This window comes from Pseudoponticoccus marisrubri (genome assembly GCF_001482405.1).
Classification (GTDB): domain Bacteria; phylum Pseudomonadota; class Alphaproteobacteria; order Rhodobacterales; family Rhodobacteraceae; genus Pseudoponticoccus; species Pseudoponticoccus marisrubri.
Genome location: NZ_LPXO01000009.1, coordinates 112,743 through 139,187, shown reverse-complemented (window position 1 = coordinate 139,187; position 26,445 = coordinate 112,743). Strand labels below are relative to the sequence as shown.

The window sequence follows — 26,445 nt, the reverse complement described above, 5'->3', positions numbered from 1 at the left end:
GGCTTCCCCGTATATTGTCCAGCCTTCACGGTACGTTAGGACAGGGGTGCGGGCAAGACCATGCGCCGCGCCTTCACGTCTTGCTCAACCCGCGCATCGCGCGGCCCGGACCGGTAACGCTATCGGCCGCCCGAGGCCGCGACGACACGGGCCAGCCCATGTGCCGATCCACCCCCTGCCTGCCGAAAAACATGGCACGATGCGGCATTGTATACCGACGCATACTGTAGACGGCGGGCGGCGCATGGCCTATGCAAGGGCCGACTCAGCGAAAGGGGGAAGCCCATGTCAGATCAGACCGTTCCCGATATCATCTACACCAAGGTCGACGAGGCACCGGAACTGGCCTCGGCCTCGCTCCTGCCGATCATCCAGACCTTCGCCGCCGCCGCCGGCGTGTCGGTCGGCACCAAGGACATCTCGCTGGCGGGCCGGATCCTCGCCACCTTCCCCGAATACCTGACCGACGCACAGCGCCAGTCCGACGACCTTGCCGAGCTGGGCGAGCTGGTCAAGACGCCGCAGGCCAACGTCATCAAGCTGCCCAACATCTCGGCCTCGGTGCCGCAGCTGGTCGCCGCCGTCAAGGAACTGCAGTCGCAGGGCTACGCGCTGCCCGACTACCCCTACGAGCCGAAGACCGACGAGGAAAAGGCCGTCCAGGCGAAATATGACGGGATCAAGGGCTCGGCCGTGAACCCGGTCCTGCGCGAAGGCAACTCGGACCGCCGCGCCGCCGCCGCCGTCAAGAAATTCGCCCAGTCCAACCCGCACCGCATGGGCGAGTGGACGGCCGAGAGCAAGACCCGCGTCGCCTCGATGTCGGGCGGTGATTTCTACTCCAACGAGGTCTCGGCCACGCTGCCCAAGGCGGCCACCGCCAGGATCGTGCTGGAAACCGGCGCGGGCGAGACCGTGCTGAAAGAGGGCGTCTCCTACCCCGAGGGCACCGTGGTGGACGCCACCTACATGTCGGCCAGCGCGCTGGATGCGTTCCTCGAGGACGAGATCGCCAAGACCAAGGACGAGGGAACGCTGTTCTCGCTGCACATGAAGGCTACGATGATGAAGGTCTCGGACCCGATCATCTTCGGCCACGCGGTCAAGGCCTGGCTCAAGCCGGTCTTCGAGGCGCATGGCGCCAAGCTGAAGGAGCTGGGCGTGAACCCGAATTCCGGGCTGGGCGACCTGCTGGAGCGCGTCAAGGGCCATGCCGAGATCGAGCAGGCCATCGAGGCCGTGCGCGCCGAGCGTCCGCCGATGTACATGGTGAATTCCGACAAGGGCATCACCAACCTGCACGTGCCGTCCGACGTGATCATCGACGCCTCGATGCCGGCGCTGATCCGCGATGGCGGCAAGGGCTGGGGCCCGGACAACGCGCAGCACGACACCAACTGCGTGATCCCCGACAGCTCCTACGCGCCGGTCTATGACGCCGCGATCGAGTTCTTTAAGGCCAATGGCAAGCTCGACCCGGCCACCGCCGGCACCGTGCAGAATATCGGCCTGATGGCGCAGAAGGCCGAGGAATACGGCTCGCACCCCACCACCTTCGAGATGCCCGAGGCCGGCACCGTCAAGATGGTGCTGGATGACGGCACGGTGCTGCACCAGCACGACGTGCAGGCCGGCGACATCTGGCGTTCGGCCAGCGCGCGCAAGGCGCCGATCGAGGACTGGGTCAACCTGGCCATCGACCGCCAAAAGGCCACCGGCTACCGCGCGATCTTCTGGCTGGACGAAAGCCGCGCCCATGACGCCGAGCTGATCAAGTACGTCACGCCCATCCTCGAAGCGCGCGGCGTGGCCGACAAGTTCGAGATCATGGCACCGCGCGCGGCCACCGTCGCCTCGCTCGAGACGATCACCAAGGGCGAGTCGACCATCGCGATCACCGGCAACGTGCTGCGCGATTACCTGACCGACCTGTTCCCGATCCTCGAGCTGGCGACCAGCGCCAAGATGCTGTCCATCGTCAAGCTGATGCAGGGCGGCGGGCTGTTCGAGACCGGCGCCGGCGGCTCGGCCCCCAAGCACGTGCAGCAGCTGATGGAACAGAACCACCTGCGCTGGGACAGCCTGGGCGAATTCTGCGCGCTGGGGGAAAGCTTCAAGTTCCTCGCCGACCAGAAGGACAACGCCAAGGCCCGCGTGCTGGGCGAGGCGGTCGATGCCGCCACGCAGGGCATTCTCGACCATGGCCGGTCACCCTCGCGCAAAGTGGGTGAGCCCGACAACCGCGACAGCCATTACTGGTTCGCCCGCTACTGGGCCGAGGCCCTGGCCGCGCAGGGTGACGATGCCGAGCTTGCGGCGCATTTCGCACCCATCGCCAAGGCCCTGGCCGAAGGCGAGGCCGCGATCACCGGCGAACTGGCCGCGGCACAGGGCCAGCCGGCAGATCTGGGCGGGTACTACCACACCGACGCGGCCAAGACCGCCGCGGTGATGCGCCCCTCGGCGACGCTGAACGGCATTATCGGCTGACAAGCGGTGCCCGCCCCGACGGGGTGGCAGAGAACAGGGGACGGCGTGCGGCATCGCGCGCCGTCCTTTTTGTTGGGTTCGTCACCCCCCGCCGAATGACGGCGCGCCCCGACGGATCGGGCTTTGACGCCCGCGCCCCTTCCGGTCCAATCTACCCGCCAGCACGCCATCGAACGGGGGGGAGAGATGAGCATACGCATCGCCGTGATCGGCGCCGGGGTGATGGGGGCCGATCACGCCCGTATTGTGGCCGAGGACCTGCCCGGCGCGCAGCTGCAGGTGGTCTGTGACAGGGACGCCGCGCGCGCACGATCGGTGGCCGAGGCGCTCGGCGCCGTCGATACCGCCACCGATCCCGAGGCGGTCATCGCGCGCGCCGATGTCGATGCGGTGATCGTGGCCAGCCCAGATGTCACCCATGCACCGCTGTCGCTGGCCGCGCTGCGGGCCGGCAAGCCGGTGATGTGCGAAAAGCCCCTGTCGCAAAGCGCCGAAGAATGCCTGGAGGTCATGCAGGCCGAGCAGGAAAGCGGCGCGCGCCGGATCATGATCGGTTTCATGCGCCGCTACGATCAATCCTATGTCGAGATGACACGGGCCTTGCGCGACGGCACGCTGGGACGCGCGCTGATGATGCACAATTTCCACCGCAACGTGGAGACACCCAATGCCGAGTTCACCGGCGCCATGGCGATCACCAATTCCGCCCCGCATGAATTCGACGTGGCGCGCCACGTGCTGGGCACCGAGTATCGCAGCATCTGGGCCGCGCAGCCGCAGCGCTCGGATGACCGCGTCGCGCCAGTGGTGATGATGCTCGAGACCACGGATGACCAGCTGGTCACGATCGAGGTCAACAACAACGCCGCCTATGGCTATGACGTGCGCGCCGAACTGGTGGGCGAAGCCGGGTCCGTCTCGATGAACAATGTGGTGCATACCCGGCTGGACGCCGCGCTGTCTTCTGCCACGCGCTATGACAGCGACTGGCGCGGCCGCTATGCCGAGGCCTATCGCCGCCAGAACCGCGACTTCCTGCGCTTCGTGCAGACGGGGGCCTTTCCCGCCACCGCCGCGGATTGCTGGGACGGCTACTGCGCGGCCCTCGTGGCCGAGACCGGGGTGCGCGCGCTGGAGACCGGGCAGCGGATGCCGGTCGAGATGATCGCGCGGCCCGCCTTCTACGACCGCGATGGGGGAGCGTCGGGGTGACACCGGGGCTCGCGCAGGACAGCGAGGGGCATGCTCCGCAACGCGCTGGCCGGGCGGGAGAATTCCGCGCCACTGCCACAGGGCGCGGACCCGCGGCGCCGGCCGGTTTCAAACCGCAGGAGGTTTGTGCCGGGCCCGGGTGCAGGCCGCATTTTCTGCCCGCGCGGCTCTGGTCACGCCACGGAAACGCGCCATTTAAATCGGGTCAGAGGGAGACGAGAGGAACGACCATGTCCAACAGGCTCAGTGAAGAGGAACTGCGCGCCCGGTTCAATGCCGCCAAGAGCAAGATCGAACGCGAGAAACAGGCGCGCACCGGCGAGACCGCAGCGCTGATGCTGGCGGTTGCCGCCTTCGACGAGGAACGCCGCAAGCCGCGCGCACAGAAGGCCGTTCACGTGGCGCAGCTGCTCTGCATCGCCTTCGCCTTCATCACGCCGAACGTGCTGATGATGGTCTACGCGTTCTGAACCGGGCTTTCGCCGAAAACCAGTGCCGCGTGACGGGCCAGGTAGATCCGCAGCCAGGGCGTGAAACGCTCGGGCTTGGCCGCGATCTCGGCCTCCAGCGCGGCGCGCCCGATCCAGCGCACATCCATCGCCTCGTCCGGGTTGGGCTGCAGCGTCATGGCCGGCGTGGCCTCGGCGCGGAAGATCTCGACCACCTCGTGTTCGGTCAGACCGCCGCCCACATCGGCGCGGTACTCGACTCGTCCGCGATGCACCGGCGTGACGCCGGTGATCCCGAGCTCGTCCTTCAGCCGGCGCAGCGCGCAGGCCGCGGCGGGTTCCTCCCAGTCGGGATGGGTGCAGCAGGTGTTCGCCCATAAGCCCGGCGTATGGTACTTGCCCATCGCCCGGCGCTGGATCAGCACCTGATCGCCCTTCGTCACGAAGACCGACACCGCCTTGTGCCGCAGCCCGCGGATATGGGCGTCAAGCTTCTCGACCGGCTGCAAGGTGCCGTCGATCCAGGCGGGGATCATGATGGTCATGTGTAGTCCGGCCTCACCAACCCGGTCAGATGCGCGATGTTCTTCAGTCCGATGCGGATATGCGCCATCGGGCGCGCCCGCACCAGCGCCTTGTTCATATAGGCCTCGAAGGTGAGTTTTTGAACGTCGATGTCATGGCAGAGCGAGACGAAGCGCTCGCGCCGGTTGTCGCTGCGGTAATAGGCGTTCTGCATAGAGGCCAGCACGTGGAACACGGTCTTGTGCTCACGCATGAAGAGCCGCCGCGCCAGGCGCAGGTCGGCCGCCCGTCCGGAGGCGAGGCAGGCGATCGCCGCGGTGGCCGCCACCCGGCCCCCGGCCATGGCATAGTAGATCCCCTCGCCCGAGCTGGGCGCCACGACGCCGGCCGCATCACCGGCCAGCACAACGTCGCGCCCGTTGTCCCAGCGCTTGAGCGGCTTCAGCGGAATCGGCGCGCCCTCGCGCCGGATCGTCTCGCAGCCCGCAAGCCCCGAGGCGGCGCGCAGGTCGGCCGTGGCCTGCTTCAGGTCGATGCCGTCGATCCCGGTGCCCATGCCGACGCTGGCCTGCTTGCCATGCGGAAAGACCCAACCGTAGAAATCGGGCGAGATGCGCCCATCATAGATCACGTCGCAGCGGTCGGGATCATAGGCCCCCTGCGCTTCCGGGGCGGCGATGATCTCGTGATAGGCGATGACATAGGGAATGGTGTCGCCGCCCGGCACCTCGCCGCGCGCCACGTTGGACCGCGCGCCATCGGCCCCGATCACCAGCCGGGTGGTCAGCCGCGTGCTCTCGCCGCTGGCCTTGTCGCGATAAACGACATGGGTGCCGCCGCCATCCCGCTCGATCCGCTGGAAGGTGCCGGTCTTGCGCTCGGCCCCGGCTTCGCCGGCGCGCACGCGCAGGAACTCGTCGAAATCGGCGCGGTCGACCATGCCGACGAAGCCGTTCTCGATCGGGATGTCCACGCGCCGCCCGGTGGGCGAGATCATGCGCGCCGTGGTGATCCGCGCCACCAGCAGATCGTCGGGAATGGCGAAATCGGCGATCAGCCGGGGCGGGATGGCCCCGCCGCAGGGCTTGATCCGCCCGTCGCGGTCCAGCAGCGCGACGCGCTTGCCGGCGCGGGCCAGGTCTTCGGCGGCGGTGGCGCCCGACGGGCCGCCTCCCACGACAACCACATCATACATCTCGCTCACTCCCCCGGTACCATGGTGGCCGATCCGGCCGGTTTCTCGTCGCGTCCCAGCGACAGCGCCAGCAGGGCGGCGATCAGGAAGACGCCCCCCTCGGCGGCGAAGACCGCGCCATAGGCCAGCGCGTCCGAGGCCACGAGGCCCCGCATCACATCCGCCGCCGCCGTGCCCAGGAACGAGCCCAGCCCGAAGGCGATGGCCTGCGCCGCGCCGAAGAGGCCCATGCGGATCCCCTCGCGCGCCTCGTCGCCCTCGCGGGCGAGGCCCATCATCGCGCCGATGGCGGCGACGGCGAAGGCGCCGTTGGCCAGCCCCAGCGTGAAAACATTGGCCGCCAGCGGCCAGTCGGGCGCGCGGGTGCCGCCATAGGCCAGTGCGATCAGCGCGGCCCCCGACAGCAGGCAGCCGCCGACGATCCAGACCCGGATCGGCACCACCACCCAGCGCCGCAGGGCCGTGCCCGAGATCAGCACCGCCAGCATGCCGATCAGCGCACCGGCATGGTGCATGCCGCCAAGCGCCGTGCTTTCCCCGACGCTGAGCGCAAAGACATGACCGGCGAAAGGCTCCAAGATCAGGTCCTGCAAGTTATAGGCCAGCATCGAGGCGAAGACGAAGATGGTGAAGCCGCGCACGCGGCGGTCGGCCCAAAGCTCGCGCGCGGCGGCGCGGAAGGCCAGCGGGCGCGTCTCGGCCGAGGCGGCCGGGGCGGTGCGCCGCTCCTGCCCCCAGACACCCAGCACGGTCAGGCTCAGCGCGAGGGCGGCGACACCGGCGGTCACCGCGACCAGCCGCGCGGGGCTGTAGGGGTCGAGCAGCTGCCCGGCGGTGATGCCGGTCGCGGCCAGGCCGAAGATCATCATGATCCAGACCGCGCTGCCCGCGGCGGCCTGCCGGCCCTCGCCCACACGCGCGGCCAGAAGCGCCAGCAGGTTGGTGCCCCCGGCGCCGATGCCCAGCCCGATCAGCAGGAAGGACGGCACCGCGGCGGCGATGCCCAGCGGCACGGACCGCGCCATCAGCCCCACCGACAGGGCCGCGCCGATGGCGCCCAGACCCAACACCGCGACACCGCCGATGATCCAGGGGGTACGCTTGCCGCCGGTATCGGCCCCGTGGCCGAAATGCGGGCGCAGGAATTGCGTCCCGTAATAGAGCGACACCAGCAGCCCCGGCAGGATCGCCGGCAGGGCCAGCTCGACCACCATCACCCGGTTCATCGTCGCCGTGGTCAGCACCACGATCATGCCAAGCGCCATCTGCACGAGGCCCAGCCTGAGGATGCCCAGCCAGCTCAATGTCATGGAGAAACTCCCAAAGTGCGGATTGCGAAGGCCGCGACCATCATGCCCGAGACATAAAGCATGACGCCGGTGCCGTTGTACCAGGGCGCGCGGCCCTCGGGGTCGCGCAGCAGAACACGCATCGCCGCCGCCTGTCCAGCCAGCACCGCGGCCACGGCCAGCGCGTGCCACGGCCGGCCCCAGAGCAGCAGCAACCCGATCACCGCCAGCTGCGGCAGCGCCATGACCCAGCAGGCCACGCGCGCCGCGCGTTCGGGGCCCAGCGTCACGGGCAGCGAGTTGACGCCCATCTGCCGGTCGCCCTGCAGCGCCTTGAAATCGTTGAGCGTCATGATGCCATGCGCGCCGATCCCGTAGAGCGCGGCGACGATCACCACCGGCCAGCCGGGCGCGCCCGCACTGAGCACCGCGGCACCGGTGAACCAGGGCAGGCTCTCATAGCTCAGCCCCACCAGTCCCGGCCCCAGCAGGCCGGAGCGTTTCAGGCGCACCGGCTCGGCCGAATAGGCCCAGGCGGCGGCCACGCCGACAAGCGTCGCGCCGAAGCCCCAGGGGCCCAGCTGCCAGCCGATGGCCAGTGACAGCACGGTCATGGCCAGCGCGATCCAGAGGCCCCAGCGGCCGGGAATGCGCCCCGAGGGGATCGGCCGGTCGGGCTCGTTGATGGCGTCGACATGCCGGTCGCACCAGTCATTGGCGGCTTGGCTCATCCCGCAGACCACCGGGCCGGCCAGGATCACGCCCAGCAGCACCAGCCCCCAGCGCCCGTCCACCGCGACCCCGGCCGAGACGGCGCCGCAGAGATAGGCCCACATGGGCGGGAACCAGGTGATCGGCTTGATCAGGCGCAGCGCGGCGGCGGGCTCGGGCCAGCGGCGGGGCTCTGCTTTGTACGTGACACTCATAGTGTCATGTTAGCCTGACACTTCCGAGTCGCGCAAGCCAAGCCTGTGTGTCAGCTGCGCGCAGGGGGCATTTCGCGGGGGATCGGGGGGACGACGGCGGGCCCGGGCGGGCTCAGCTGTCCTCGTCCTTCTTGAGCAGGCCGTATTTGCGCAGCTTGACGTAGAGGCTCTGACGCGACAGGCCCAGCATCTCGGCGGCCGCGGCGCGGTTGTTGCGCGTCAGCTCCACCGCCGTCTCGATGCACATCTTCTCGATCACGTCATTGGTCTCGGCCACGATTTCCTTCAGCGTGGCCGACCCGACCAGCTCGGCCACGTTGTGATCGGCCATGTTGGGCACCGGCATCTGCACCGCCGAACGCACCGCCTCGACCCGGCTGGCATCGCGGATCAGGAAGCCCATCGCCGGCTTGGCGCCGTTGTTCAGATGCACCACCGACATCTCGACCGGGGTGCGGGTGCCGAACTCGTTGGTCATCTTGGTCGAGTAGATCCGCATGTGCCCGGAACGCATGGCGTTTTCCAGCACCACCGACAGGTCGATCTGCCCGCGCGCCATGAAATCGCCCAGCGAGCGACCCTTGACCTCTGACACATTGGCCGCGTCGATCAACTCGAGAAACGCCTCGTTCGCCGCCTCGACAATGCCCTTGGTGTCGGTAAAGACCATCCCGTCCGTGCCCTTGGCAAAGAGCAGGTTGAGATTGTGCGTCAGCCGGTCGTTCACCTGGTGGCGCCCGGCCTCGACCGTCAGCCGGCACAGGATCAACCGCTCGCCCGCCGCGCGGAACACCGTCGGTGTGATCAGCACGTCGCGGCGTGACCGGCGCGTCTGCACCGCCAGCTCGGAAGAGACATCCGACAGCGCGAGGCTGACGAGGTTCTCGACGAACTCGCCGCGGCGGCGATCCTTGAACTCCTGCGCCACCGGCGCGCCGGTCAGCTCGTCGCGCGCGCCGCCCAGCAGGTTGGCGGCCGGCGCGTTCAGGTCGCGGATGCGCCCGTCGCTGGCCGACACGAAAAGGAATGCGTCCGAGGTGCTGGCCAGCAACATCCGGTAGCGCGCATCATATTCGCGCCGCTCCTCGTAGCCGCGCTCCAGCGCGATCTGCGCCTGCACCAGCTGCTGCTGGGTCTCGGCCACGATGCGCAGGTCACGGCCCAGCAGCAGGATGTCGCCATCCGGGCCAACCCGGTGCACCGTGTAGCTGACCGGGTATGTCCAGCTTGCCTCCTCGTCGACATGGTTCAGCTCGACCGGGGTCGAGATCGCCCATTCATCGGCCATGCGGGTCAGGATGTCGTCGAACTTGGACTGGCTGTCGACGGCGAGGAAATCGCGCATCGACCGGCCCACCCAGTGGCTCAGCCTCTCGCGCTCGGGCTGGTCCTCGTCCAGCACGACAGAGGTGACGATCCCGGTCTTGGACAGCACGAACGCAAGGTCGGACGCCGCAGAGAGGATTCCCGGCAGGAAATCCGGCTCGATCATGGGAATGTATCCGCGGGGCCAGTTTGCGTTGTTTGCCGTCATCACTCAGCCACTTTCGGCAGCGGAGCAGGTGCCGCACCGACCAGTTGGCCGAGGGCCGTATTGATGTCGCTCGTCACCAGGTCCACGCCCGTCTTGTTCTTCAACCCGTCCACCTCGGACAGGATCGCGCCGCCCAGGATGATCGTCGGCTGGACGCAAGCAGCGGTCCGAACGTGTTTAACCGCCCGTTCGATGGATGCAAGGCTGTCGAGGGTCGAGGCGGACAGCATCAGGCAATCATACGACCCGACGTCCAGTTTCTCGACAATCTGCTCGGGCGTGGCCTTGGTCATGCTGCGCACCGAGTGCCCGGCCTTGCGCAGCTTGTAGGCCAGCACCGAAGCGCCGATCAGGTGATCCTCGAAATCGATCGTGCACAGCAGCACCGACAGGCCGGATTCCAGCGGGCTGACCCGCGACCAGTCCGCCGTCACCGAGCGGCACAGCCCGAACAGCCGCGCCGAGCCCAGCGACACCCGGGCAAAGCTCAGCTCGTTGGTCATCCAGCGATGCCCCAGCAGCGCCGAGGCGCGCGGGATGCCCTGCAGGATCAGGTCGTCGACACTCATGCGGCGCCGCTCCAGCTCGTCGAGCGCGGCGCGGTCCGTATAGGCCGTGGTGATGCTGAAATCCGCCAACCAGACACCATAGGCATCATGCCGTTCGCTGCGGTTCTGGCCGGGTCGCTGACTGACCTCGCCCAGCACCTGGCGCGCAAAGGACGCGAGGCGCGGCTTGCCGCTGCTGTCTTGTGTTGACGAGGTATGATCGTCGCCGTGCATCGGTTCCGCCTTCCCCCCTGGGGATACTCACACCGACGAAGCTCCGTGATCGCCTGCGATATCCACCCCTTCAGTGTCAGGGACGGCCGCCAAAATGTCAAAGAGAATGGACAGACTCTCACAGAGATGACCTCGGGCGCTTGGTCAAGAGAATATTTCTTATTGAAAACAAAGAGTCAAGCAATCGGGCGGATCGGTCGCAACGTCATTCGTCCCGCCCGGTGTCAACGTCAGACTGTAAGTTTCAATTGACACTTCGTGAAAACAGCCGCTACCGTCAATCACGGAACACGAGGGGGAGTCGGCCATGCAGGACCGCGCCAGCCAGCCGGGCGCCGCCACGGCGCTCTACACACGCGAGGAACGCGCCCGCCGCGACGCATCGCCCTGGACCGTCGTCCAGGCGGTGCTCGCCCCGCTGCAATTCCTGGTGTTCCTGGTCTCGCTCGCGCTCGTGCTGCGCTATCTCGCCACCGGCGCCGGCTACGAGGCCGCGACCGTGTCGATCCTGGTCAAGACCGGCTGCCTCTACCTGATCATGGTGACCGGCGCGATCTGGGAGAAGGAGGTCTTCGGACAGTATCTCTTCGCGCCCGCCTTCTTCTGGGAGGACGTCTTCAGCTTTGCCGTCATCGCCTTGCATTCATTCTATATTTACGCGCTGCTGACCGGCACGCTCGGCCCCGGCGCGCTGATGATCGCGGCGCTGGCGGCCTATCTCGCCTATGTCATCAATGCCGGCCAGTTCCTGTGGAAACTGCGCGTCGCCCGCCGCGAGGCCGAGGTGCCGGCATGAGCGCGCAAGGCTGCCAATCCGCCCCCGTCCTGCGCGAGCGCGGCCAGCGCGAGGTCTTCTGCGGGCTGACCTCGATCGTCTGGCTGCACCGAAAGATGCAGGACGCCTTCTTTCTTGTCGTGGGCTCGCGCACCTGCGCGCATCTGCTGCAAAGCGCCGCCGGGGTGATGATCTTCGCCGAGCCGCGATTCGGCACGGCGATTCTCGAAGAGACGGACCTGGCCGGGCTGGCCGACGCGCAGGACGAGCTCGACCGCGAGGTGGCGCGGCTCCTGTCACGCAGAACTGACATCCGTCAACTCTTCCTTGTCGGATCCTGCCCCTCCGAGGTCATCAAGCTCGATCTCGAAAAGGCGGCCGAGCGGCTGAACGCCCAGCACGGGCCCCGCACCCGCGTGATCAACTTCTCCGGCTCGGGGATCGAGACCACCTTCACCCAGGGCGAGGATGCCTGCCTCGCCGCCATGGTGCCGGCGCTCGCCGCGACCGAGAAGCGCCAGCTTCTGGTGGCCGGCGCGCTGCCCGACGCGGTGCAGGACCAGATGCTGGCGCTGCTCTCCGGCATGGGGATCGAGGACGTGGCCCTGCTGCCCGCCGCCCGGGCCGAGGACGCGCCCGCCATCGGCCCCGGCACGGTGGTCGCGCTGGCCCAGCCCTTTCTCGGCGACACGCTGGCCGCGCTGGAACGGCGCGGCGCGCGCCACCTGCCTGCCCCCTTCCCCTTCGGCGAACAGGGCACCACCGCCTGGCTCGCCGCCATCGCGGCCGAGTTCGGCGTCGATGACGCGGTCTTCGAGCGGGTGACCGCCGCACCCCGCGCCCGGGCCCGCCGCGCCGTGGCCCAGGCCGCCGCGCCGCTGGCCGACCGCTCGGTCTTCTTCTTCCCCGACAGCCAGTTGGAGATCCCGCTGGCCCGCTTCCTGACCGTCGAATGCGGCATGCAGGCCGTCGAGATCGGCACCCCCTTCCTGCACCGCCAGGTCATGGGCCCCGACCTCGCCGCCATCGCCCCCGGCCCGACGCTCTCCGAGGGGCAGGACGTGGACCGCCAGCTCGACCGCGCCCGCGCCGCGCGGCCCGATCTCAGCGTCTGCGGGCTCGGCCTCGCCAACCCGCTCGAGGCCGAGGGGCTCACCACCAAATGGGCGATCGAGCTGGTCTTCACCCCGGTGCATTTCTACGAGCAGGCCGGCGATCTCGCGGGGCTTTTCGCCCGCCCGCTGCGCCGCCGCGACGCGCTCCGGCTGGAGGGCGCGACATGAGGCTTCTTCTCTTCCCAAATACTCACGAAAGGCGCTCCGCCCGCTCATGAAGCTCGCCGTCTGGACATATGAAGGCCCGCCCCATGTGGGCGCCATGCGCGTCGCCACCGCGATGAAGGGGCTGCACTACGTGCTGCACGCGCCGCAGGGCGACACCTATGCCGACCTGCTCTTCACCATGATCGAGCGGCGCGACCACCGCCCGCCGGTCACCTACACCACCTTCCAGGCGCGTGACCTGGGTTCGGACACCGCCACCCTTTTCCGCGAGGCGGCCCATGCCGCCTATGACCGCTTCGCGCCGCAGGCCATGGTGGTCGGCGCCTCCTGCACGGCCGAGCTGATCCAGGACGATCCGGGCGGGCTGGCCGAGACGATGGGCCTGCCGATCCCGGTCATCCCGCTCGAGCTGCCCTCCTACCAGCGCAAGGAGAATTTCGGCGCCGACGAGACCTTCTTCCAGATCGTGCGGGCCCTCGCCCGCCCGGTCGAGAAGACCGCGCGCCCCACGGCCAACCTGATCGGCGCCACCGCGCTCGGCTTCCGCCACCGCGACGACCTGACCGAGCTCGCCGCCATGCTCGAGGAGATGGGCATCGGCGTGAACGTCACCGCCCCTTATGACGCGACGCCCGCCGACATCGCCCGGCTGGGCGCCGCCCATGTCAACGTGCTGATGTATCCCGAAACGGGCGAGGCCGCCTGCCGCTGGATGGAGCGCGAGCTGGGCCTGCCCTTCACGAAGACCGTGCCCATCGGCGTCGGCGCCTGCCGCGATTTCGTCGCGGAGCTGGCCGCGATTACCGGCCAGCCGGCGCGGCTCGACACGTCGCGCCTGCGCCTGCCATGGTATTCCTCAAGTGTCGACAGCACCTACCTGACCGGCAAGCGTGTCTTCATCTTCGGCGACGGCACGCATGTGGCCGTCATGGCCCGCGTCGCGCGCGACGAGATGGGCTTCGAGGTGGCGGGGCTGGGCTGCTACAACCGCGAACAGGCCCGCCCGATCCGTGCATTGGCCCGCGATTACGGGGTCGAGGCGCTGATCACCGACGATTATCTCGATGTCGAGCAGCGCATCGCCGAGCTGGCGCCCGAGCTGATCCTCGGCACTCAGATGGAGCGCCATATCGGCAAGCGCCTCGGCATTCCCTGCGCGGTGATCTCGGCCCCCGTGCACGTGCAGGACTTCCCCGCGCGCTACTCGCCCCAGATGGGCCCCGAGGGCGCCAACGTGCTCTTCGACACGCTGGTGCATCCGTTGGTCATGGGGCTGGAAGAGCATCTGCTGACCATGTTCCGCGAGGATTTCGAGTTCCACGACGCCGCCGGGCCCAGCCACCATGGCGGCCACGCGCCCCGCCCCCTGTCCGAGCCCGAGGGCGCGCCCGCCGAGGCCGCGGAGTTCTCGCACCCCCCGCAAAGCGCCGAGATCCTCTGGCACCCCGCGGCCGAGCGCGAGCTGAAGAAAATCCCCTTCTTCGTGCGCGGCAAGGCGCGGCGCAACACCGAAAGCTTCGCCGCCATGCGCGGCCAGCACGAGATCGACATCGACACGCTCTACGAGGCCAAGGCTCACTATGCGCGATGAATTCGGCATGACAGGCCCGCAGGCGGGCTACCGGGTGGTGATCCTGACGCTGGATTCCCACGCCGCCGGCCCCTGCGACCGCGCGGCGCGGCGATTGGCCCGGGATTTCCCCGGGCTCTCGGTCACCGTGCATGCCGCGGCCGAATGGGGCGAGGCGCCCGACCGGCGCGACCGCGCCATCGAGGCCATCGGCAGCGCCGATATCGTCATCGCCAACCTGCTCTTTCTCGAAGAGCACATCACCCCGATCCTGCCCGCGCTGCAGGCCCGCCGCCCGCATTGCGACGCGATGATCGGCATGATCGCCGATGCCCAGATCGTGCGGCTGACCCGGATGGGCACGCTGGACATGTCCGCGCCCACTTCGGGCACGATGAAGCTGCTCAAGAAGCTGCGCGGATCCTCGAAGCCCTCGACCGAGAGCGGCGCGCAGAAGATGAAGATGCTGCGCCGGCTGCCGCGCATCCTGCGCTTCATCCCCGGCAAGGCGCAGGACCTGCGCGCCTGGTTCCTGTCGATGCAGTACTGGCTGGGCTCGTCGGACGACAATATCGAGGGGCTGATCCGCTTCCTGCTGTCGCGCTACAGCCGCGAGGCCAACTGGCGCGGGGGCGAGGCGCCGGCACCGCTGGAATACCCCGAAACCGGGCTCTACCACCCCGATCTCGAGGGGCGCATCACCACCGACCCCGCCGATCTGCCCGCGTCCCAAGGCACGCAGGGCACGGTGGGGCTTCTGATGATGCGCTCCTACGTGCTCTCCTCGGACACGGCGCATTACGACGCGGTGATCCGCGCGCTCGAGGCCCGCGGTCTGCGCGTGCTGCCGGCCTTTGCCGGCGGGCTGGACGGGCGCCCGGCGATCGACGCTTTCTTTCGCGGTGAAAGTGGCCCGAAGATCGACGCGCTGCTGTCGCTGACCGGGTTCAGCCTCGTGGGCGGGCCGGCCTATAATGACAATGACGCCGCGATCGAGACGCTGTGCGGGCTGGACCTGCCCTATGTCGCGGCGCATCCGCTGGAATTCCAGACGCTGGGCCAATGGGCCGCCTCGAGCCAGGGGCTGGGCCCGATCGAGACCACCATGCTGATCGCGCTGCCGGAACTGGACGGCGCCACGCAGCCCAGCGTTTTTGGCGGCCGTCACGGCGCCGGCGGCTGCCAGGGCTGCGCGCAGGGCTGCCTGCCGCAACCCGGCACCGACAAGGCCATGGCGCCCTGCCCCGAGCGGATCGATCGGCTGGCCGACAAGGTCACCGCCCGAATCCGCCAGCGCCGCGCCGACATCGCGACGCGCCGCGTGGCCATCGTGCTCTTCGGCTTTCCGCCCAATGCCGGTGCGGCCGGCACCGCCGCCTATCTGAACGTCTTCGAAAGCCTGCACAACACGCTGCACGAGATGGCGGCCGAGGGCTATGACCTGACCCCGCCCGAGACGGTCGAGGAGCTGCGCGACGCCGTGCTGGGCGGCAATGCCGGGCAATACGGGCAGGAGGCCAATGTCGCCGCCTGCATCGACGCCGAGAGCATCGTGGCCGGTACCCCGCACCTGGACGAGATCGAGGCCGCTTGGGGCCCCGCGCCGGGCAAGGTGCAATCCGACGGGCGCGGCGTCTTCGTGCTGGGCCGGCAGTTCGGCAATGTCTTCGTCGGGCTGCAGCCGGGCTTCGGCTACGAGGGCGACCCGATGCGCCTGCTCTTCGAGAAGGGCTTTGCCCCGACCCATGCCTTCGCGCAGTTCTACCTCTATCTGCGCAACACCGTGCAGGCCGACGTCGTGCTGCATTTCGGCATGCATGGCGCGCTGGAATTCATGCCGGGCAAGCAGGCCGGGCCGGGGCCGGGCGACTGGCCCGACCGGCTGATCGGCGATCTGCCGAACGTCTATCTCTACGCCGCCAACAACCCCTCCGAGGCGACACTGGCCAAGCGCCGCTCGGGCGCGGTGACGGTGACGCACCTGACCCCGCCGCTGGCGGCCTCGGGGCTCTACAAGGGGCTGGCCGAGCTGAAGGACAGCCTGACCCGCTGGCGCGGTACCGCCCCCGACGCGCCCGAACGCGCCGAGCTGGAGGCGTTGATTGCCGAACAGGCCGAGGCGGTGGACCTGTCCGGCGCGCCCGAGACACTCTGGCTCAAGCTGCTGGAGACCGAGGACGCGCTGATCCCCGAAGGCCTGCACGTGGTGGGCCGGCCGCTGTCGGACCGCGCGCGGACCTCCTACCTCGAACTCATGGGCCCGGGCGAGACGCGCGACCGCGCCGCCGAAGCCCTGTCGCGCGAGGCCGAGATGCCGGCGCTGCTGCACGCGCTGGCCGGCGGCTTCACGCCCCCTGTGCCCGGCGGCGATCTGGTCCGCAATCCCGACATCCTGCCCACGGGCCGCAACATCCATGCCTTCGACCCGTTCCGCATGCCCTCGGAATTCGCCTGCCGCGAGGGCGCGAAACAGGCCGATCTCCTGCTGGAGACCCATGACACGCTGCCGCGCAGCGTGGCGCTGGTGCTCTGGGGTTCGGACAACATCAAGTCGGATGGCAGCCCGATCGGGCAGGCGCTGGCGCTGATCGGCGCGCGGCCGCGCTTCGACAGTTTCGGCCGGCTGGCCGGCGGCGACCTGATCCCGCTGTCCGAGCTGGGCCGGCCGCGCATCGACGTGATCATGACGCTCTCGGGGATCTTCCGCGACCTGCTGCCGCTGCAGACCCGCCTGCTGGCCGAAGTGGCGCGCGCCGCCGCCTTTGCCGAGGAACCGGTGGAGCAGAATTTCGTCCGCGCCCATGCGCTGGCCCATGCCACGCGCACCGGCTGCACGCTGGAGGAGGCCGCGCTGCGCGTCTTCTCCAATGCCGAGGGGGCCTATGGCTCCAACGTGAACCAGCTGGTCGACAGCTCGGCCTTCGGCGACGAGGACGAACTGGCCGATGCCTACCAGTCCCGCAAGAGCTATGCCTACGGGCCCGATGGCCGCGCCAGCGCCCGGCCCGAGCTGCTGCAGGAGACGCTCAAGACCGTCGAGGTCGCCTACCAGAACCTCGAAAGCGTCGAACTGGGCGTGACCACGGTGGACCATTACTTCGACACGCTGGGCGGGATTTCCCGCGCGGTGAAGCGCGCCCGCGGCACCGAGGCGGCGGTCTATATCTCGGACCAGACCCGCGGCGCGGGGCGCATCCGCACCCTGGCCGACCAGGTCGCGCTGGAGACCCGGTCGCGCGCGCTCAACCCGCGTTTCTACGAGGCGCTGCTGGATCACGGCGCCGAGGGCGTGCGGCAGATCGAGGCGCATGTGACCAACACGATGGGCTGGTCGGCCACCACCGGCACGGTCGAGCCCTGGGTCTACCAGCGCCTGTCCGAGACCTTCATGCTGGATGCCGAGATGCGCGACCGGCTGGCCGCGCTGAACCCGGTCGCCTCGTCGCGCATGGCCAACCGGCTGATCGAGGCCTCGGACCGGGCCTACTGGCAGCCCGACGCGGCGACGCTGGCCGCGCTGCAGGATGCGGCCGATGCGCTGGAAGACCGGGTCGAGGGGGTGGCCGCGGAATGAGCAGGCAGGCGCCCTCGACCACCACCGCACCGGGGCGCTGCCCCGGACCCCGGAGTATTTCCGGAAAGATGAAAGCAGGGGCGCTTCGCCCCGTTTGGAGGACATCATGAGCCCACGCGACGACATCCCCGCCCTCAAGCGGGGACAGGATGGCGAGGGGTCGGTGCAGGTGCACCAGGACGCCAACATGAAGATCGAGGGCGCCAAGGTGTTCTCGGTCTACGGCAAGGGCGGGATCGGCAAGTCGACCACCTCGTCGAACCTGTCGGCAGCCTTTGCCAAGATGGGCAAGCGCGTGCTGCAGATCGGCTGCGATCCCAAGCATGACAGCACCTTCACCCTGACCGGCCGGCTGCAGCCCACGGTGATCGACATCCTCAAGGAGGTCGATTTCCACCCCGAGGAGCTGCGCCCCGAGGATTTCCTGACCGAGGGCTGGGGCGGCGTGATGTGCGTCGAGGCGGGCGGCCCGCCCGCCGGCACCGGCTGCGGCGGCTATGTCGTGGGCCAGACGGTGAAGCTGCTCAAGCAGCACCACCTGCTGGAGGACACCGACGTGGTGATCTTCGACGTGCTGGGCGACGTGGTCTGCGGCGGCTTTGCCGCGCCGCTGCAGCATGCCGACCGCGCGCTGATCGTGACGGCGAATGATTTCGACTCGATCTACGCGATGAACCGGATCATCGCCGCGGTGCAGGCCAAGTCGCAGAACTACAAGGTGCGGCTGGCGGGCTGCATCGCCAACCGCTCGCGCGAGACCGACGAGGTCGACCGCTACTGCCGCACCGTGGGGTTCGACCGCATCGCGCACCTGCCCGATGTCGACGCGATCCGCCGCTCGCGGCTGAAGAAGAAGACCCTGTTCGAGATGCCCGACGAGGAGGACATCGTCGCCGCCCGTGCCGAATACGTGCGGCTGGCCGAGACGCTGTGGCGCGGCACCGAGCCGCTGGCGCCCGCGCCCATGGAAGACCGCGACATCTTCGAACTGCTGGGCTTCGACTGATGGGCGGGCGGCTGTCATCTGCACCGGCGGGCTACGAGGCCACCCGCGCCCGGGTCGAGACCTATTTCGACCAGACCGCGACGCAGGTCTGGGCGCGGCTGACCTCGGACGCGCCGGTCTCGAAGATCCGCCAGACCGTGCGGGCGGGCCGTGACGCGATGCGGGCGCGGCTGCTGGAGCGGTTGCCGGCCGACCTGGCCGGCGCGCGGGTGCTGGATGCCGGCTGCGGTACGGGGCTGGCCACGGCCGAGCTGGCCGTGCGCGGCGCCGAGGTGGTGGCGGTCGACATCTCGCCCGCGCTGATCGAGATCGCGCGCGACCGGCTGGCGCCGGAGCTGGCGGCGCGCGTGCAGTTCGAGGCCGGCGACATGCTGATGCCGCAGCTGGGCCGGTTCGACGCGGTGATCGCGATGGACAGCCTGATCTATTACGACGCGACCGACATCGCCTCCGCGCTGGAACGGCTGGCCGCGCGTTGTGACGGGCCGGTGGTCTTCACCGTGCCGCCGCGCACGCCGTTGCTGATGGCGATGTGGCAGGCCGGCCGGCTGTTCCCGCGCGCCGACCGTTCGCCCACCATGGTGCCGCAGGCGCCGCGCCGGCTGGCCCGGCGTCTGCCCGGCAAGGTGACCGATCTCGGCCGCGTGACCAGCGGCTTCTACATCAGCCATGCCCTGGAGATCGCGCCATGATCCTCGGCCCGCAGCAGATCAAGCGCCTGTCGACCCGGTTGCTGCCCTTCGCGGACGCGGCGAGCGATGACCTGCCGCTCGGCCAACTGCTGCGCCTGTCGCTGTTCCAGGTCTCGGTGGGCATGGCCTCGGTCATGCTGCTGGGCACGCTGAACCGGGTGATGATCGTCGAGATGAGCCTGGCCGCCACGCTGGTCGCGGTGATGATCGCGCTGCCCGTGCTGGTGGCGCCTTTCCGCGCCCTTCTGGGCTTTCGCAGCGACACCTATCGCAGCGCCATCGGCTGGAAGCGCGTGCCCTACCTGTGGTTCGGCTCGCTCTGGCAGATGGGCGGGCTGGCGGTGATGCCCTTCGCGCTGCTGGTGCTGGGCGGCGACCCGATCCACCACGTGCCCTTCGCCGGCGAGGTGCTGGCCGCGCTGGCCTTCCTGATGACCGGGCTGGGGCTGCACATGACGCAGACCGCCGGGCTGGCGCTGGCCTCGGACCGGGCCTCGGACGAGACGCGACCGCGCGTCGTCGCACTGCTCTACGTGATGTTTCTGGCCGGCATGGGCGTCTCGGCGCTGGTGATCGGCTGGCTCCTGAGCGACTACGCGCCGCTGACGCTGATCCGCGTGGTGCAGGGCGCGGCGATCACGGGGCTCTTGCTGAACGTGGTGGCGCTCTGGCGGCAGGAACGCGTGCGCCCCATGAGCCGGGAGGAGCGCGCCGCGCCGCGGCCGCTGTTCCGCGACGCCTGGGCCGATCTGACCGTGGGCGGCGAGGCCGGGCGGCTGCTGGTCGTGGTCTTCCTGGGCACGATGGCCTTCAACATGCAGGACGTGCTGCTGGAACCTTACGGCGGCGAGATCCTCGGCCTGTCGGTCTCCTCCACCACCTTGCTGACGGCGATGTGGGCGGCGGGCGCGCTGGCGGGCTTTGCGCTGGCCGCGCGGCAGCTGGCGCATGGCATGAACCCCTACCGGCTGGCCGGGCAGGCGCTGCTGGCCGGGCTGGTGGCCTTCTCGGCGGTGATCTTCGCAGCCCCCCTGCAGACCGCCGCGCTGTTCTTTGCCGGGGCCGGGCTGATCGGCTTCGGCGGGGGCCTGTTCGCGGTGGCCACGCTGACCGCGGCCATGACCATGGCGACCGAGGGCCGCGCCGGGCGTGGCCTGGCGCTGGGGGCCTGGGGCGCGGCGCAGGCCACGGCGGCAGGCCTGTCCATCGCACTTGGCGGCGGGATGCGCGACGCGATCAATGCCGCCGCCCTGTCGGGCCGCTGGGGCGAGGTGCTGGCCACCCCCTCCACCGGCTATTCCTTCGTCTACCACACCGAGATCGCGCTGATCTTCGCCACGCTCATCGCGCTCGGACCGCTGGTGCGCCGCCGCTCGGCGCGCATCCCCACCCAGTCGCGGATCGGCCTCGCCGATTTCCCCACCTGACGGCAGGAGGACCTTAGCCATGTCAGAACCATTTTTCGGCAATTTCGACCTCGCCAGCCTGACGCTCTGGCTGTTCTGGGGCTTCTTCGCCCTGCTGATCTTCTACATCCAGCGCGAGAACATGCGCGAGGGCTATCCCCTTCAGGACGAGGAAGGCAACGAGGCCGCCAACCAGGGCCTGTTCCCGGTGCCGGACGACAAGACCTTCCTGCTGCCGCATGGCCGCGACCCGGTCACCGTGCCCTCGGGCCAGGCGCCGGACCGCAGCGACATCGCGCTGGCGCGCACCGCCACGGCGAACGGCTTTCCCTACGAGCCCACAGGCGATCCGCTGGCCGACGGGGTCGGGCCGGCCTCCTGGGCGCCGCGCCGCGACGAGCCCGAGCTGGATGCGCGCGGCCATCCCAAGATCGTGCCAATGGCCAAGCTGGACAGCTTCGTGATGGCCGCCGGCAAGGATCCGCGCGGGCTGCCCGTGGTGTCGGGCGATGGCGAGATCGTGGGCATGGTCACCGACATGTGGGTCGACGAACCCGAGCAGCTGGTGCGCTACCTGGAATACACGCTCGAGGATGGCGGCGGGTCGCGGCTGGTGCCGATGACGCTGGTCCGGCTCTGGGGCTCCAAGGCGATCGTCAAGACGCTCTATGCCGCGCAGTTCGCCGGCGTGCCGCGCCACGCGCATGACGACCGGGTGACCAAGCTCGAGGAAGAGAAGATCTCGGCCTATTACGGCGGCGGCGTCCTGTATGCCACCCCGTCGCGGCTGGAACCGCAGCTGTAAGCCAAGGGAGGGCACAATGAGCCACGACGATTTCGCCACCGAGCCGGTCCGCGGCCTGCCCGAGCGCCCGCCCGAGGGCGAGCGCATCCTCTGGCAGGGCCGCCCCGACTGGTGGGCCCTGACCCGGTCCGCGCTGGGGTTCTGGTGGGTGATGGGGTACTTCGGCGTGCTCGCCCTGTGGCGCTTCGCCACCGTGATGGACCAGCTGCCGCTGGGCCAGGCGATCGGCGCCGCGCTGCCCTTTGCCATCCTGGCCGGGATCGTGGCGGCGCTGCTGATCCTCACCGCCTGGGTGCAGGCGCGCGCCACGGTCTACACGATCACCAACCGCCGCGTCGCCATGCGCATCGGGGCGGCGCTGACCGTGACGCTGAACCTGCCCTACCGGCAGATCGGCGCCGCCGATCTCAGCCTGTCGCGGGACGGCACCGGCACCATCGCGCTGACCACGCTGGGCGACACGCGGCTGTCCTACCTGGTGTGCTGGCCCCATGTGCGGCCCTGGCATTTCCGCACCAAGCCCGCGCTGCGCTGCATTCCCGATGCCGAGAAGGTCGCGCAGCTTCTGGCGGTCAGCGCGCATGAGCGTGCCGCGCCGGAAACGGCCATCGCGATGGCGGCGGAGTGAGCGGCATGACCCAGACCGAGATCCGGCCCCCGCGCATCCATGCCGACCGGCACACGATGGTGCCCCGCATCCTCGTGCGGGCCATGGCCGGGATGTGCGTCGCGGCGCTGCTGATCGTCACCTATGCGCGGCTGACCGACCGCCCGCTGGAAGCCGTGCCACCGGTCTCGCCGGTCAAGGCCGAACGTCTGCTGCACCTGTCCAGCGAGATGTCCGGCGCGGTCACCGTGCTGGACGAGACCGGCACGCTTCTGGCCCGGCTCGCGCCCGAGCAGGGCGGCTTCATCGCCGGGGTACACCGGGTGATCCTGCATGAACGCGGCAAGGCCCGCCTGCCCGATGACGGGCCGGTCCTGCTGCAAGCCTACGAGAACGGCCGCATGGCCCTCATCGACCCCGTCACGGGGTGGCGCGCCGACCTGATGGGGTTCGGTGCCGACAACGCGGGCGCCTTCGCCAAGCTGCTCGCGACACGCTGAAACCTTGGGAGGACAGCATAATGGGACTACTGACACGCGAGATCGAACGGGCGCCCTGCACCGTCGAGATCTCTCACAAATTCGAAAGCCTGCACGCGCATGTGCGCTTCAACAACGGCGCCGTGATCTATCCCGGTGACGAGGTGCAGGTGAAGGGCCCCGAGATCATGGCCCCCTTCGGCGAGATCGTGACAGAGGACCGCGAGGCGATCATCGTCCGCGCCTCGGCGCTGGAACGGCTCTGGACCCGCATGACCGGCGATTTCGAGGTCATGGAACTGTGCGAGTTCTCCTTCTCCGAAGAGGTGACGCTATGAACGTCCAGAACATGCCTGAGGCCGCCCGCCACACCGCCGACGCCACCACGGCCGAGGAAAGCCTCGCCATCCAGGAGGAACAGGCCAAGCTGGACAGCGCCGGCGCCACCGCCATCGCGATGCAGAACACCCTGCTGACGCCGCGCTTCTACACCACCGATTTCGACGAGCTGGACGCCATCAGCGTCGAGGGCGTGCGCGACGAGTGGGACCCGCTGATCGCCGAGATGGTGGCCGACCCCAACAAGGGCCATTTCCGCAAGACCGCGGATTGGGACCATGTCGACTGGGACAACATGGAGCCGGGGCTGAAGAAGGAATTCATCGACTTCCTGATCTCTTCCTGCACGGCCGAGTTCTCGGGCTGCGTGCTCTACAAGGAGATGAAGCGCCGCGGATCGAACAAGGAGGTCACGCAGCTCTTCCAGCTGATGGCGCGCGACGAGGCGCGGCATGCGGGCTTCATCAATGACGCGCTGCGCGAGGCCGGTGTCGCGGTGAACCTGGGCTTCCTGACGCAGAAGAAGAAATACACCTATTTCCGGCCCAAGTTCATCTACTACGCCACCTACCTGTCGGAAAAGATCGGCTATGCCCGCTACATCACGATCTTCCGCCATCTCGAGCAGCATCCCGAGCACCGCTTCCACCCGATCTTCAAATGGTTCGAGGAATGGTGCAATGACGAGTTCCGCCATGGCGAGGCCTTTGCCCTGCTGATGAAGACCGACCCCAAGCTGACCTCGGGCCACAATGTCTGGTGGATCAAGTTCTTCCTGACCGCGGTCTATGCCACCATGTATGTGCGCGACCATCAGCGCCCGGCCTTCCACGAGGCGCTTGGCGTCGATCCCGACTGGTACGCGCATGAGGTCTTCACCAAGACCTCGGCGATCACCACGCAGATCTTCCCGATCACGCTGGATATCGAGCATCCGCGCTGGCAGCGCAATCTCGAGCGGCTGCACAAGGCCAATGTCGATATCGCCGCCGCCAAGACGCGCGGCGGGCTCTCGGGCTGGCTGGGCAATCTCTGGGGCAGCGCGCGGGCGGCCCGCGCCTTTGCCGCGCTCTACACGATCCCGGCCAAGCGGCATGACCGCCCGGCCGAGGTCCGGCTGCAGCCGGCCTACTGAGATGGGTCGCGCCGCGCCTTCCTCTGCCATCCTTCCCGGCGCCCGCGCCGGCCGGCAGGGCTGCGCGGCGCGTACCCTTGCGCCCGGGGCCCCGGCATGACCGGGTCGCCCTGGATCGCGGGGCTGGCCGCGCTCTTTCTCTGGTGGTTCTCCACCGGGGCGATCCTCGTCGTGGTGCGCATGGTCGACCGCCGCGGCCCGCGCGCCGCGCAGGCCGCGACGCTGGCCGGGCTGCCGGTGCTGGGGCTGGGCCTCTGGCTCTACCTCGTCTCGCTGCCCGGCACCGGCACGGGCGCCGCCTACCAGGGCTTCGTCGCGGCGCTGCTGATCTGGGGCTGGATCGAGTTCGCGTTTCTCACCGGCACCGTGACCGGCCCGGTGCGCCGTCCCTGCCCGCCCCGCCTGCCGGAATGGGAGCGCTTCCTGCGCGCCTGGGGCACGGTCGCCTATCACGAGATGGCACTGGCCGCCGCGCTGGCCGGGCTGCTTCTGACCGGCTGGGGCGCGGCCAATCCCGCCGGGCTCTGGACATTCGTGGTGCTCTATTTCGCCCGCGTCTCGGCCAAGCTGAACCTCTATCTCGGCGTGCCGCACATCAATACCGAGTTCCTGCCCGCCGCGCTGGCCCATCTGCCCAGCCATTTCCGGCAGCGCAGCCTGAACTGGCTCTTTCCCGCCTCGGTCACCGCGCTGAGCCTCGCCGCCGCCTGCTGGCTGGAACGGCTGCTGGCCGCCGAGACCGCAGGCTCCGCGACCGGCTTTGCCCTGCTGACCGCGATCACCCTTCTGGCACTGGCCGAGCACTGGCTCATGGTGCTGCCCTTGCCCGACGCGAAACTCTGGCGCTGGATGCTGCCCGCGCCCCCTGCTTTGAACGAGACCACCCGGGAGGATCCAAATGGAGTTTGACGCACTCTTCACCGCGCAGCTCGACACCCTGAAGGCGGATGGCAATTACCGCATCTTTGCCGAGCTGGAACGCGATTGCGGCGCCTTCCCGGCCGCCCGCTGCCACGATGACGATGCGCCCGACCGGGTCACCGTCTGGTGCTCGAACGACTATCTGGGCATGGGCCAGCACCCCGACGTGATCGCCCGCATGACCGAGGTCGTCCAGCAATGCGGCACCGGGGCGGGCGGCACGCGCAACATCTCGGGCACCAACCACCATCACGTGCAGCTCGAGGCCGAGCTGGCCGACCTGCATGGCAAGGACAGCGCGCTGCTCTTCACCTCGGGCTATGTCTCGAACTGGGCGGCGCTGGGGACGCTGGGCGCGCGCCTGCCCGATTGCGTGATCCTGTCGGACGCGCTCAACCATGCCAGCATGATCGAGGGCATCCGCCATTCCCGCGCGCAGAAGGTCATCTGGAAGCATAACGACCCCGAGGATCTCGACCGCAAGCTGGCCGCGCTGCCCGCCAACGCGCCCAAGATCGTGGCCTTCGAGTCGGTCTATTCCATGGATGGCGACATCTGCCCGATGGCCGAGATCGTCGAGGTGGCCGAGAAGCACGGCGCCATGACCTATCTCGACGAGGTGCATGCCGTGGGGCTCTACGGCCCGCGCGGCGGCGGCATCTCCGAGGAGCTGGGCCTGGCCGACCGCATCACCCTGATCGAGGGCACGCTGGGCAAGGCCTATGGCTGCATGGGCGGCTATATCACCGGCAGCCACGCGCTGTGCGACTTCATCCGCTCCTTCTCGTCCGGGTTCATCTTCACCACCGCCCTGCCCCCGGCCGTGGCGGCGGCGGCGCAGGTCTCGATCGCGCATCTGAAGAACTCGGATGCCGAGCGGCAGCAGCAGCGCGCCCAGGTCGCCCGGCTGCGCCACCTGCTCGACCGGCAGGGCATCCCGCATCTGGACAATCCCAGCCACATCATTCCGGTGATGATCAAGGACCCGGTCAAGTGCCGCATGCTGGCCGATATCCTGATGAAGGATTGGGGGATCTACGTGCAGCCGATCAACTACCCGACCGTGCCCAAGGGGACCGAGCGGCTGCGCTTCACCCCCGGCCCGCTGCACAGCGATGCCGATATCGACCACCTGGTCGACGCGCTGACCGTGCTGTGGAAGCAATGCGCGCTGGCCCACGCGGTGGCCTGAGACGGCGTCTCAGACGGGCTCCACGGGCCCGTCATGGACCGCCAGCTTGCGGTCCTCCGTCACCAGCTGCAGGCCCTCTTCCAGGACCTGCGACAGCAGGACTCAATCGAGCGGGCCACGCAGCGCCAGCATGTGGCGCCCCTCCGCCGGCAATTCCCGGTATCCGTTTGCCAAGAGCTCGCCGGGTTCAGCCACGAAGTCCGGCGGCCGACCGCGCTTGCACTCCTAGTCCCAAAGGCTGGTCACGCTGGAGACAGGC

General features: G+C 68.9%; 23 protein-coding genes. 17 read left to right on the top strand and 6 right to left on the bottom strand.

The features are described from left to right. The first annotated feature begins 285 nt into the window (after positions 1 to 285). The 3 genes from AVJ23_RS15000 to AVJ23_RS14990 all read left to right on the top strand — a co-directional run bounded on the left by AVJ23_RS15000 (position 286) and on the right by AVJ23_RS14990 (position 4,172). Positions 286 to 2,490 carry an NADP-dependent isocitrate dehydrogenase gene (locus tag AVJ23_RS15000; RefSeq protein ID WP_058863022.1) on the top strand — a complete coding sequence of 735 codons (2,205 nt, stop codon included), beginning with the start codon at positions 286 to 288 and terminating at the stop codon, positions 2,488 to 2,490. Positions 2,491 to 2,676: 186 nt separating this feature from the next. Continuing rightward, positions 2,677 to 3,702 carry a Gfo/Idh/MocA family oxidoreductase gene (locus tag AVJ23_RS14995; RefSeq protein ID WP_058863021.1) on the top strand — a complete coding sequence of 342 codons (1,026 nt, stop codon included), beginning with the start codon at positions 2,677 to 2,679 and terminating at the stop codon, positions 3,700 to 3,702. Between the two features lie 230 nt (positions 3,703 to 3,932). After that, positions 3,933 to 4,172 (top strand): hypothetical protein, encoded by a 240-nt coding sequence (locus AVJ23_RS14990; protein ID WP_058863020.1) that lies wholly within the window; start codon positions 3,933 to 3,935, stop codon positions 4,170 to 4,172. On the opposite strand, the gene AVJ23_RS14985 is transcribed toward AVJ23_RS14990, so the two are convergent. From AVJ23_RS14985 to AVJ23_RS14960, 6 genes are all read right to left on the bottom strand, one after another. Next, on the bottom strand, positions 4,160 to 4,696 hold the full coding sequence (locus tag AVJ23_RS14985) for an isopentenyl-diphosphate Delta-isomerase (protein WP_058863019.1): 537 nt from the start codon (positions 4,694 to 4,696) through the stop codon (positions 4,160 to 4,162). The two genes, AVJ23_RS14990 and AVJ23_RS14985, sit on opposite strands and share 13 nt — an antisense overlap. Further along, positions 4,693 to 5,871, bottom strand: a complete 1,179-nt coding sequence (locus AVJ23_RS14980) for a geranylgeranyl diphosphate reductase (RefSeq protein WP_058863018.1) — start codon at positions 5,869 to 5,871, stop codon at positions 4,693 to 4,695. The genes AVJ23_RS14985 and AVJ23_RS14980 overlap by 4 nt, the downstream gene beginning before the upstream one ends. Before the next feature lie 5 nt (positions 5,872 to 5,876). Continuing rightward, complete coding sequence (locus tag AVJ23_RS14975; protein ID WP_058863017.1) at positions 5,877 to 7,181, bottom strand: BCD family MFS transporter; 1,305 nt, start codon at positions 7,179 to 7,181, stop codon at positions 5,877 to 5,879. Further along, positions 7,178 to 8,086, bottom strand: coding sequence for a chlorophyll synthase ChlG (gene chlG, locus AVJ23_RS14970; RefSeq protein WP_058863016.1), 909 nt, complete (start codon positions 8,084 to 8,086; stop codon positions 7,178 to 7,180). Before chlG ends, AVJ23_RS14975 begins: the two co-directional genes overlap by 4 nt. Positions 8,087 to 8,198: 112 nt before the next feature. Beyond that, positions 8,199 to 9,578 carry a transcriptional regulator PpsR gene (ppsR, locus tag AVJ23_RS14965; RefSeq protein WP_240484665.1) on the bottom strand — a complete coding sequence of 460 codons (1,380 nt, stop codon included), beginning with the start codon at positions 9,576 to 9,578 and terminating at the stop codon, positions 8,199 to 8,201. Positions 9,579 to 9,619: 41 nt separating this feature from the next. Next, positions 9,620 to 10,402, bottom strand: a complete 783-nt coding sequence (locus AVJ23_RS14960; protein WP_058863014.1) for a cobalamin-dependent protein — start codon at positions 10,400 to 10,402, stop codon at positions 9,620 to 9,622. A gap of 307 nt (positions 10,403 to 10,709) precedes the next feature. Between AVJ23_RS14960 and bchF the strand changes: the two genes are divergently transcribed. The 14 genes from bchF to hemA all read left to right on the top strand — a co-directional run bounded on the left by bchF (position 10,710) and on the right by hemA (position 26,186). Next, the gene (gene bchF / locus AVJ23_RS14955; RefSeq protein ID WP_058863013.1) at positions 10,710 to 11,198 is read left to right on the top strand and encodes a 2-vinyl bacteriochlorophyllide hydratase; all 489 of its coding nucleotides are present in this window, start codon (positions 10,710 to 10,712) and stop codon (positions 11,196 to 11,198) included. After that, complete coding sequence (locus AVJ23_RS14950; RefSeq protein ID WP_058863012.1) at positions 11,195 to 12,460, top strand: ferredoxin:protochlorophyllide reductase (ATP-dependent) subunit N; 1,266 nt, start codon at positions 11,195 to 11,197, stop codon at positions 12,458 to 12,460. The genes bchF and AVJ23_RS14950 overlap by 4 nt, the downstream gene beginning before the upstream one ends. A gap of 46 nt (positions 12,461 to 12,506) precedes the next feature. Further along, positions 12,507 to 14,051, top strand: a complete 1,545-nt coding sequence (gene bchB, locus AVJ23_RS14945) for a ferredoxin:protochlorophyllide reductase (ATP-dependent) subunit B (RefSeq protein ID WP_058863011.1) — start codon at positions 12,507 to 12,509, stop codon at positions 14,049 to 14,051. Continuing rightward, positions 14,041 to 17,604: a magnesium chelatase subunit H gene (locus AVJ23_RS14940; RefSeq protein ID WP_058863010.1), complete on the top strand. Its 3,564-nt coding sequence runs from the start codon at positions 14,041 to 14,043 to the stop codon at positions 17,602 to 17,604. The genes bchB and AVJ23_RS14940 overlap by 11 nt, the downstream gene beginning before the upstream one ends. Before the next feature lie 106 nt (positions 17,605 to 17,710). After that, positions 17,711 to 18,610 carry a ferredoxin:protochlorophyllide reductase (ATP-dependent) iron-sulfur ATP-binding protein gene (bchL, locus tag AVJ23_RS14935; RefSeq protein WP_058863049.1) on the top strand — a complete coding sequence of 300 codons (900 nt, stop codon included), beginning with the start codon at positions 17,711 to 17,713 and terminating at the stop codon, positions 18,608 to 18,610. Beyond that, positions 18,610 to 19,302 carry a magnesium protoporphyrin IX methyltransferase gene (gene bchM, locus AVJ23_RS14930; RefSeq protein ID WP_058863009.1) on the top strand — a complete coding sequence of 231 codons (693 nt, stop codon included), beginning with the start codon at positions 18,610 to 18,612 and terminating at the stop codon, positions 19,300 to 19,302. The genes bchL and bchM overlap by 1 nt, the downstream gene beginning before the upstream one ends. After that, on the top strand, positions 19,299 to 20,729 hold the full coding sequence (locus AVJ23_RS14925; RefSeq protein WP_058863008.1) for an MFS transporter: 1,431 nt from the start codon (positions 19,299 to 19,301) through the stop codon (positions 20,727 to 20,729). Before bchM ends, AVJ23_RS14925 begins: the two co-directional genes overlap by 4 nt. 19 nt (positions 20,730 to 20,748) lie before the next feature. Then, complete coding sequence (gene puhA, locus AVJ23_RS14920; protein ID WP_058863007.1) at positions 20,749 to 21,513, top strand: photosynthetic reaction center subunit H; 765 nt, start codon at positions 20,749 to 20,751, stop codon at positions 21,511 to 21,513. Between the two features lie 16 nt (positions 21,514 to 21,529). Continuing rightward, positions 21,530 to 22,141, top strand: coding sequence for a photosynthetic complex putative assembly protein PuhB (gene puhB, locus AVJ23_RS14915; RefSeq protein WP_058863006.1), 612 nt, complete (start codon positions 21,530 to 21,532; stop codon positions 22,139 to 22,141). A gap of 5 nt (positions 22,142 to 22,146) precedes the next feature. Then, positions 22,147 to 22,620 (top strand): photosynthetic complex assembly protein PuhC, encoded by a 474-nt coding sequence (puhC, locus tag AVJ23_RS14910; protein ID WP_058863005.1) that lies wholly within the window; start codon positions 22,147 to 22,149, stop codon positions 22,618 to 22,620. A gap of 20 nt (positions 22,621 to 22,640) precedes the next feature. Further along, a complete protein-coding gene (locus tag AVJ23_RS14905) occupies positions 22,641 to 22,937 on the top strand; it encodes an O2-dependent cyclase accessory protein (RefSeq protein ID WP_058863004.1) in 297 nt (98 codons plus the stop codon). An 11-nt stretch (positions 22,938 to 22,948) separates the two neighbouring features. After that, entirely contained in the window at positions 22,949 to 24,073 is a 1,125-nt protein-coding gene (gene acsF, locus AVJ23_RS14900) for a magnesium-protoporphyrin IX monomethyl ester (oxidative) cyclase (protein WP_058863048.1), read from the top strand. 96 nt (positions 24,074 to 24,169) lie between these two features. Further along, positions 24,170 to 24,982 carry a putative photosynthetic complex assembly protein PuhE gene (gene puhE, locus AVJ23_RS14895; protein ID WP_058863003.1) on the top strand — a complete coding sequence of 271 codons (813 nt, stop codon included), beginning with the start codon at positions 24,170 to 24,172 and terminating at the stop codon, positions 24,980 to 24,982. Next, on the top strand, positions 24,972 to 26,186 hold the full coding sequence (gene hemA / locus AVJ23_RS14890) for a 5-aminolevulinate synthase (protein ID WP_058863002.1): 1,215 nt from the start codon (positions 24,972 to 24,974) through the stop codon (positions 26,184 to 26,186). The genes puhE and hemA overlap by 11 nt, the downstream gene beginning before the upstream one ends. Positions 26,187 to 26,445 lie beyond the last annotated feature (259 nt).

What these genes read in the sequence shown, in the direction of transcription:
- hemA (WP_058863002.1), top strand. Translation starts at nt 24,972, where the DNA reads ATGGAGTTTGACGCACTCTTCACCGCGCAGCTCGACACCCTGAAGGCG.
- AVJ23_RS14950 (WP_058863012.1), top strand. Translation starts at nt 11,195, where the DNA reads ATGAGCGCGCAAGGCTGCCAATCCGCCCCCGTCCTGCGCGAGCGCGGC.
- AVJ23_RS15000 (WP_058863022.1), top strand. Translation starts at nt 286, where the DNA reads ATGTCAGATCAGACCGTTCCCGATATCATCTACACCAAGGTCGACGAG.
- AVJ23_RS14975 (WP_058863017.1), bottom strand. Translation starts at nt 7,181, where the DNA reads ATGACATTGAGCTGGCTGGGCATCCTCAGGCTGGGCCTCGTGCAGATG.
- puhA (WP_058863007.1), top strand. Translation starts at nt 20,749, where the DNA reads ATGTCAGAACCATTTTTCGGCAATTTCGACCTCGCCAGCCTGACGCTC.
- AVJ23_RS14960 (WP_058863014.1), bottom strand. Translation starts at nt 10,402, where the DNA reads ATGCACGGCGACGATCATACCTCGTCAACACAAGACAGCAGCGGCAAG.
- bchF (WP_058863013.1), top strand. Translation starts at nt 10,710, where the DNA reads ATGCAGGACCGCGCCAGCCAGCCGGGCGCCGCCACGGCGCTCTACACA.
- puhE (WP_058863003.1), top strand. Translation starts at nt 24,170, where the DNA reads ATGACCGGGTCGCCCTGGATCGCGGGGCTGGCCGCGCTCTTTCTCTGG.
- AVJ23_RS14940 (WP_058863010.1), top strand. Translation starts at nt 14,041, where the DNA reads ATGCGCGATGAATTCGGCATGACAGGCCCGCAGGCGGGCTACCGGGTG.
- AVJ23_RS14985 (WP_058863019.1), bottom strand. Translation starts at nt 4,696, where the DNA reads ATGACCATCATGATCCCCGCCTGGATCGACGGCACCTTGCAGCCGGTC.
- puhB (WP_058863006.1), top strand. Translation starts at nt 21,530, where the DNA reads ATGAGCCACGACGATTTCGCCACCGAGCCGGTCCGCGGCCTGCCCGAG.
- puhC (WP_058863005.1), top strand. Translation starts at nt 22,147, where the DNA reads ATGACCCAGACCGAGATCCGGCCCCCGCGCATCCATGCCGACCGGCAC.
- AVJ23_RS14905 (WP_058863004.1), top strand. Translation starts at nt 22,641, where the DNA reads ATGGGACTACTGACACGCGAGATCGAACGGGCGCCCTGCACCGTCGAG.
- bchB (WP_058863011.1), top strand. Translation starts at nt 12,507, where the DNA reads ATGAAGCTCGCCGTCTGGACATATGAAGGCCCGCCCCATGTGGGCGCC.
- AVJ23_RS14995 (WP_058863021.1), top strand. Translation starts at nt 2,677, where the DNA reads ATGAGCATACGCATCGCCGTGATCGGCGCCGGGGTGATGGGGGCCGAT.
- bchM (WP_058863009.1), top strand. Translation starts at nt 18,610, where the DNA reads ATGGGCGGGCGGCTGTCATCTGCACCGGCGGGCTACGAGGCCACCCGC.
- acsF (WP_058863048.1), top strand. Translation starts at nt 22,949, where the DNA reads ATGCCTGAGGCCGCCCGCCACACCGCCGACGCCACCACGGCCGAGGAA.
- chlG (WP_058863016.1), bottom strand. Translation starts at nt 8,086, where the DNA reads ATGAGTGTCACGTACAAAGCAGAGCCCCGCCGCTGGCCCGAGCCCGCC.
- AVJ23_RS14980 (WP_058863018.1), bottom strand. Translation starts at nt 5,871, where the DNA reads ATGTATGATGTGGTTGTCGTGGGAGGCGGCCCGTCGGGCGCCACCGCC.
- AVJ23_RS14925 (WP_058863008.1), top strand. Translation starts at nt 19,299, where the DNA reads ATGATCCTCGGCCCGCAGCAGATCAAGCGCCTGTCGACCCGGTTGCTG.
- AVJ23_RS14990 (WP_058863020.1), top strand. Translation starts at nt 3,933, where the DNA reads ATGTCCAACAGGCTCAGTGAAGAGGAACTGCGCGCCCGGTTCAATGCC.
- bchL (WP_058863049.1), top strand. Translation starts at nt 17,711, where the DNA reads ATGAGCCCACGCGACGACATCCCCGCCCTCAAGCGGGGACAGGATGGC.
- ppsR (WP_240484665.1), bottom strand. Translation starts at nt 9,578, where the DNA reads ATGATCGAGCCGGATTTCCTGCCGGGAATCCTCTCTGCGGCGTCCGAC.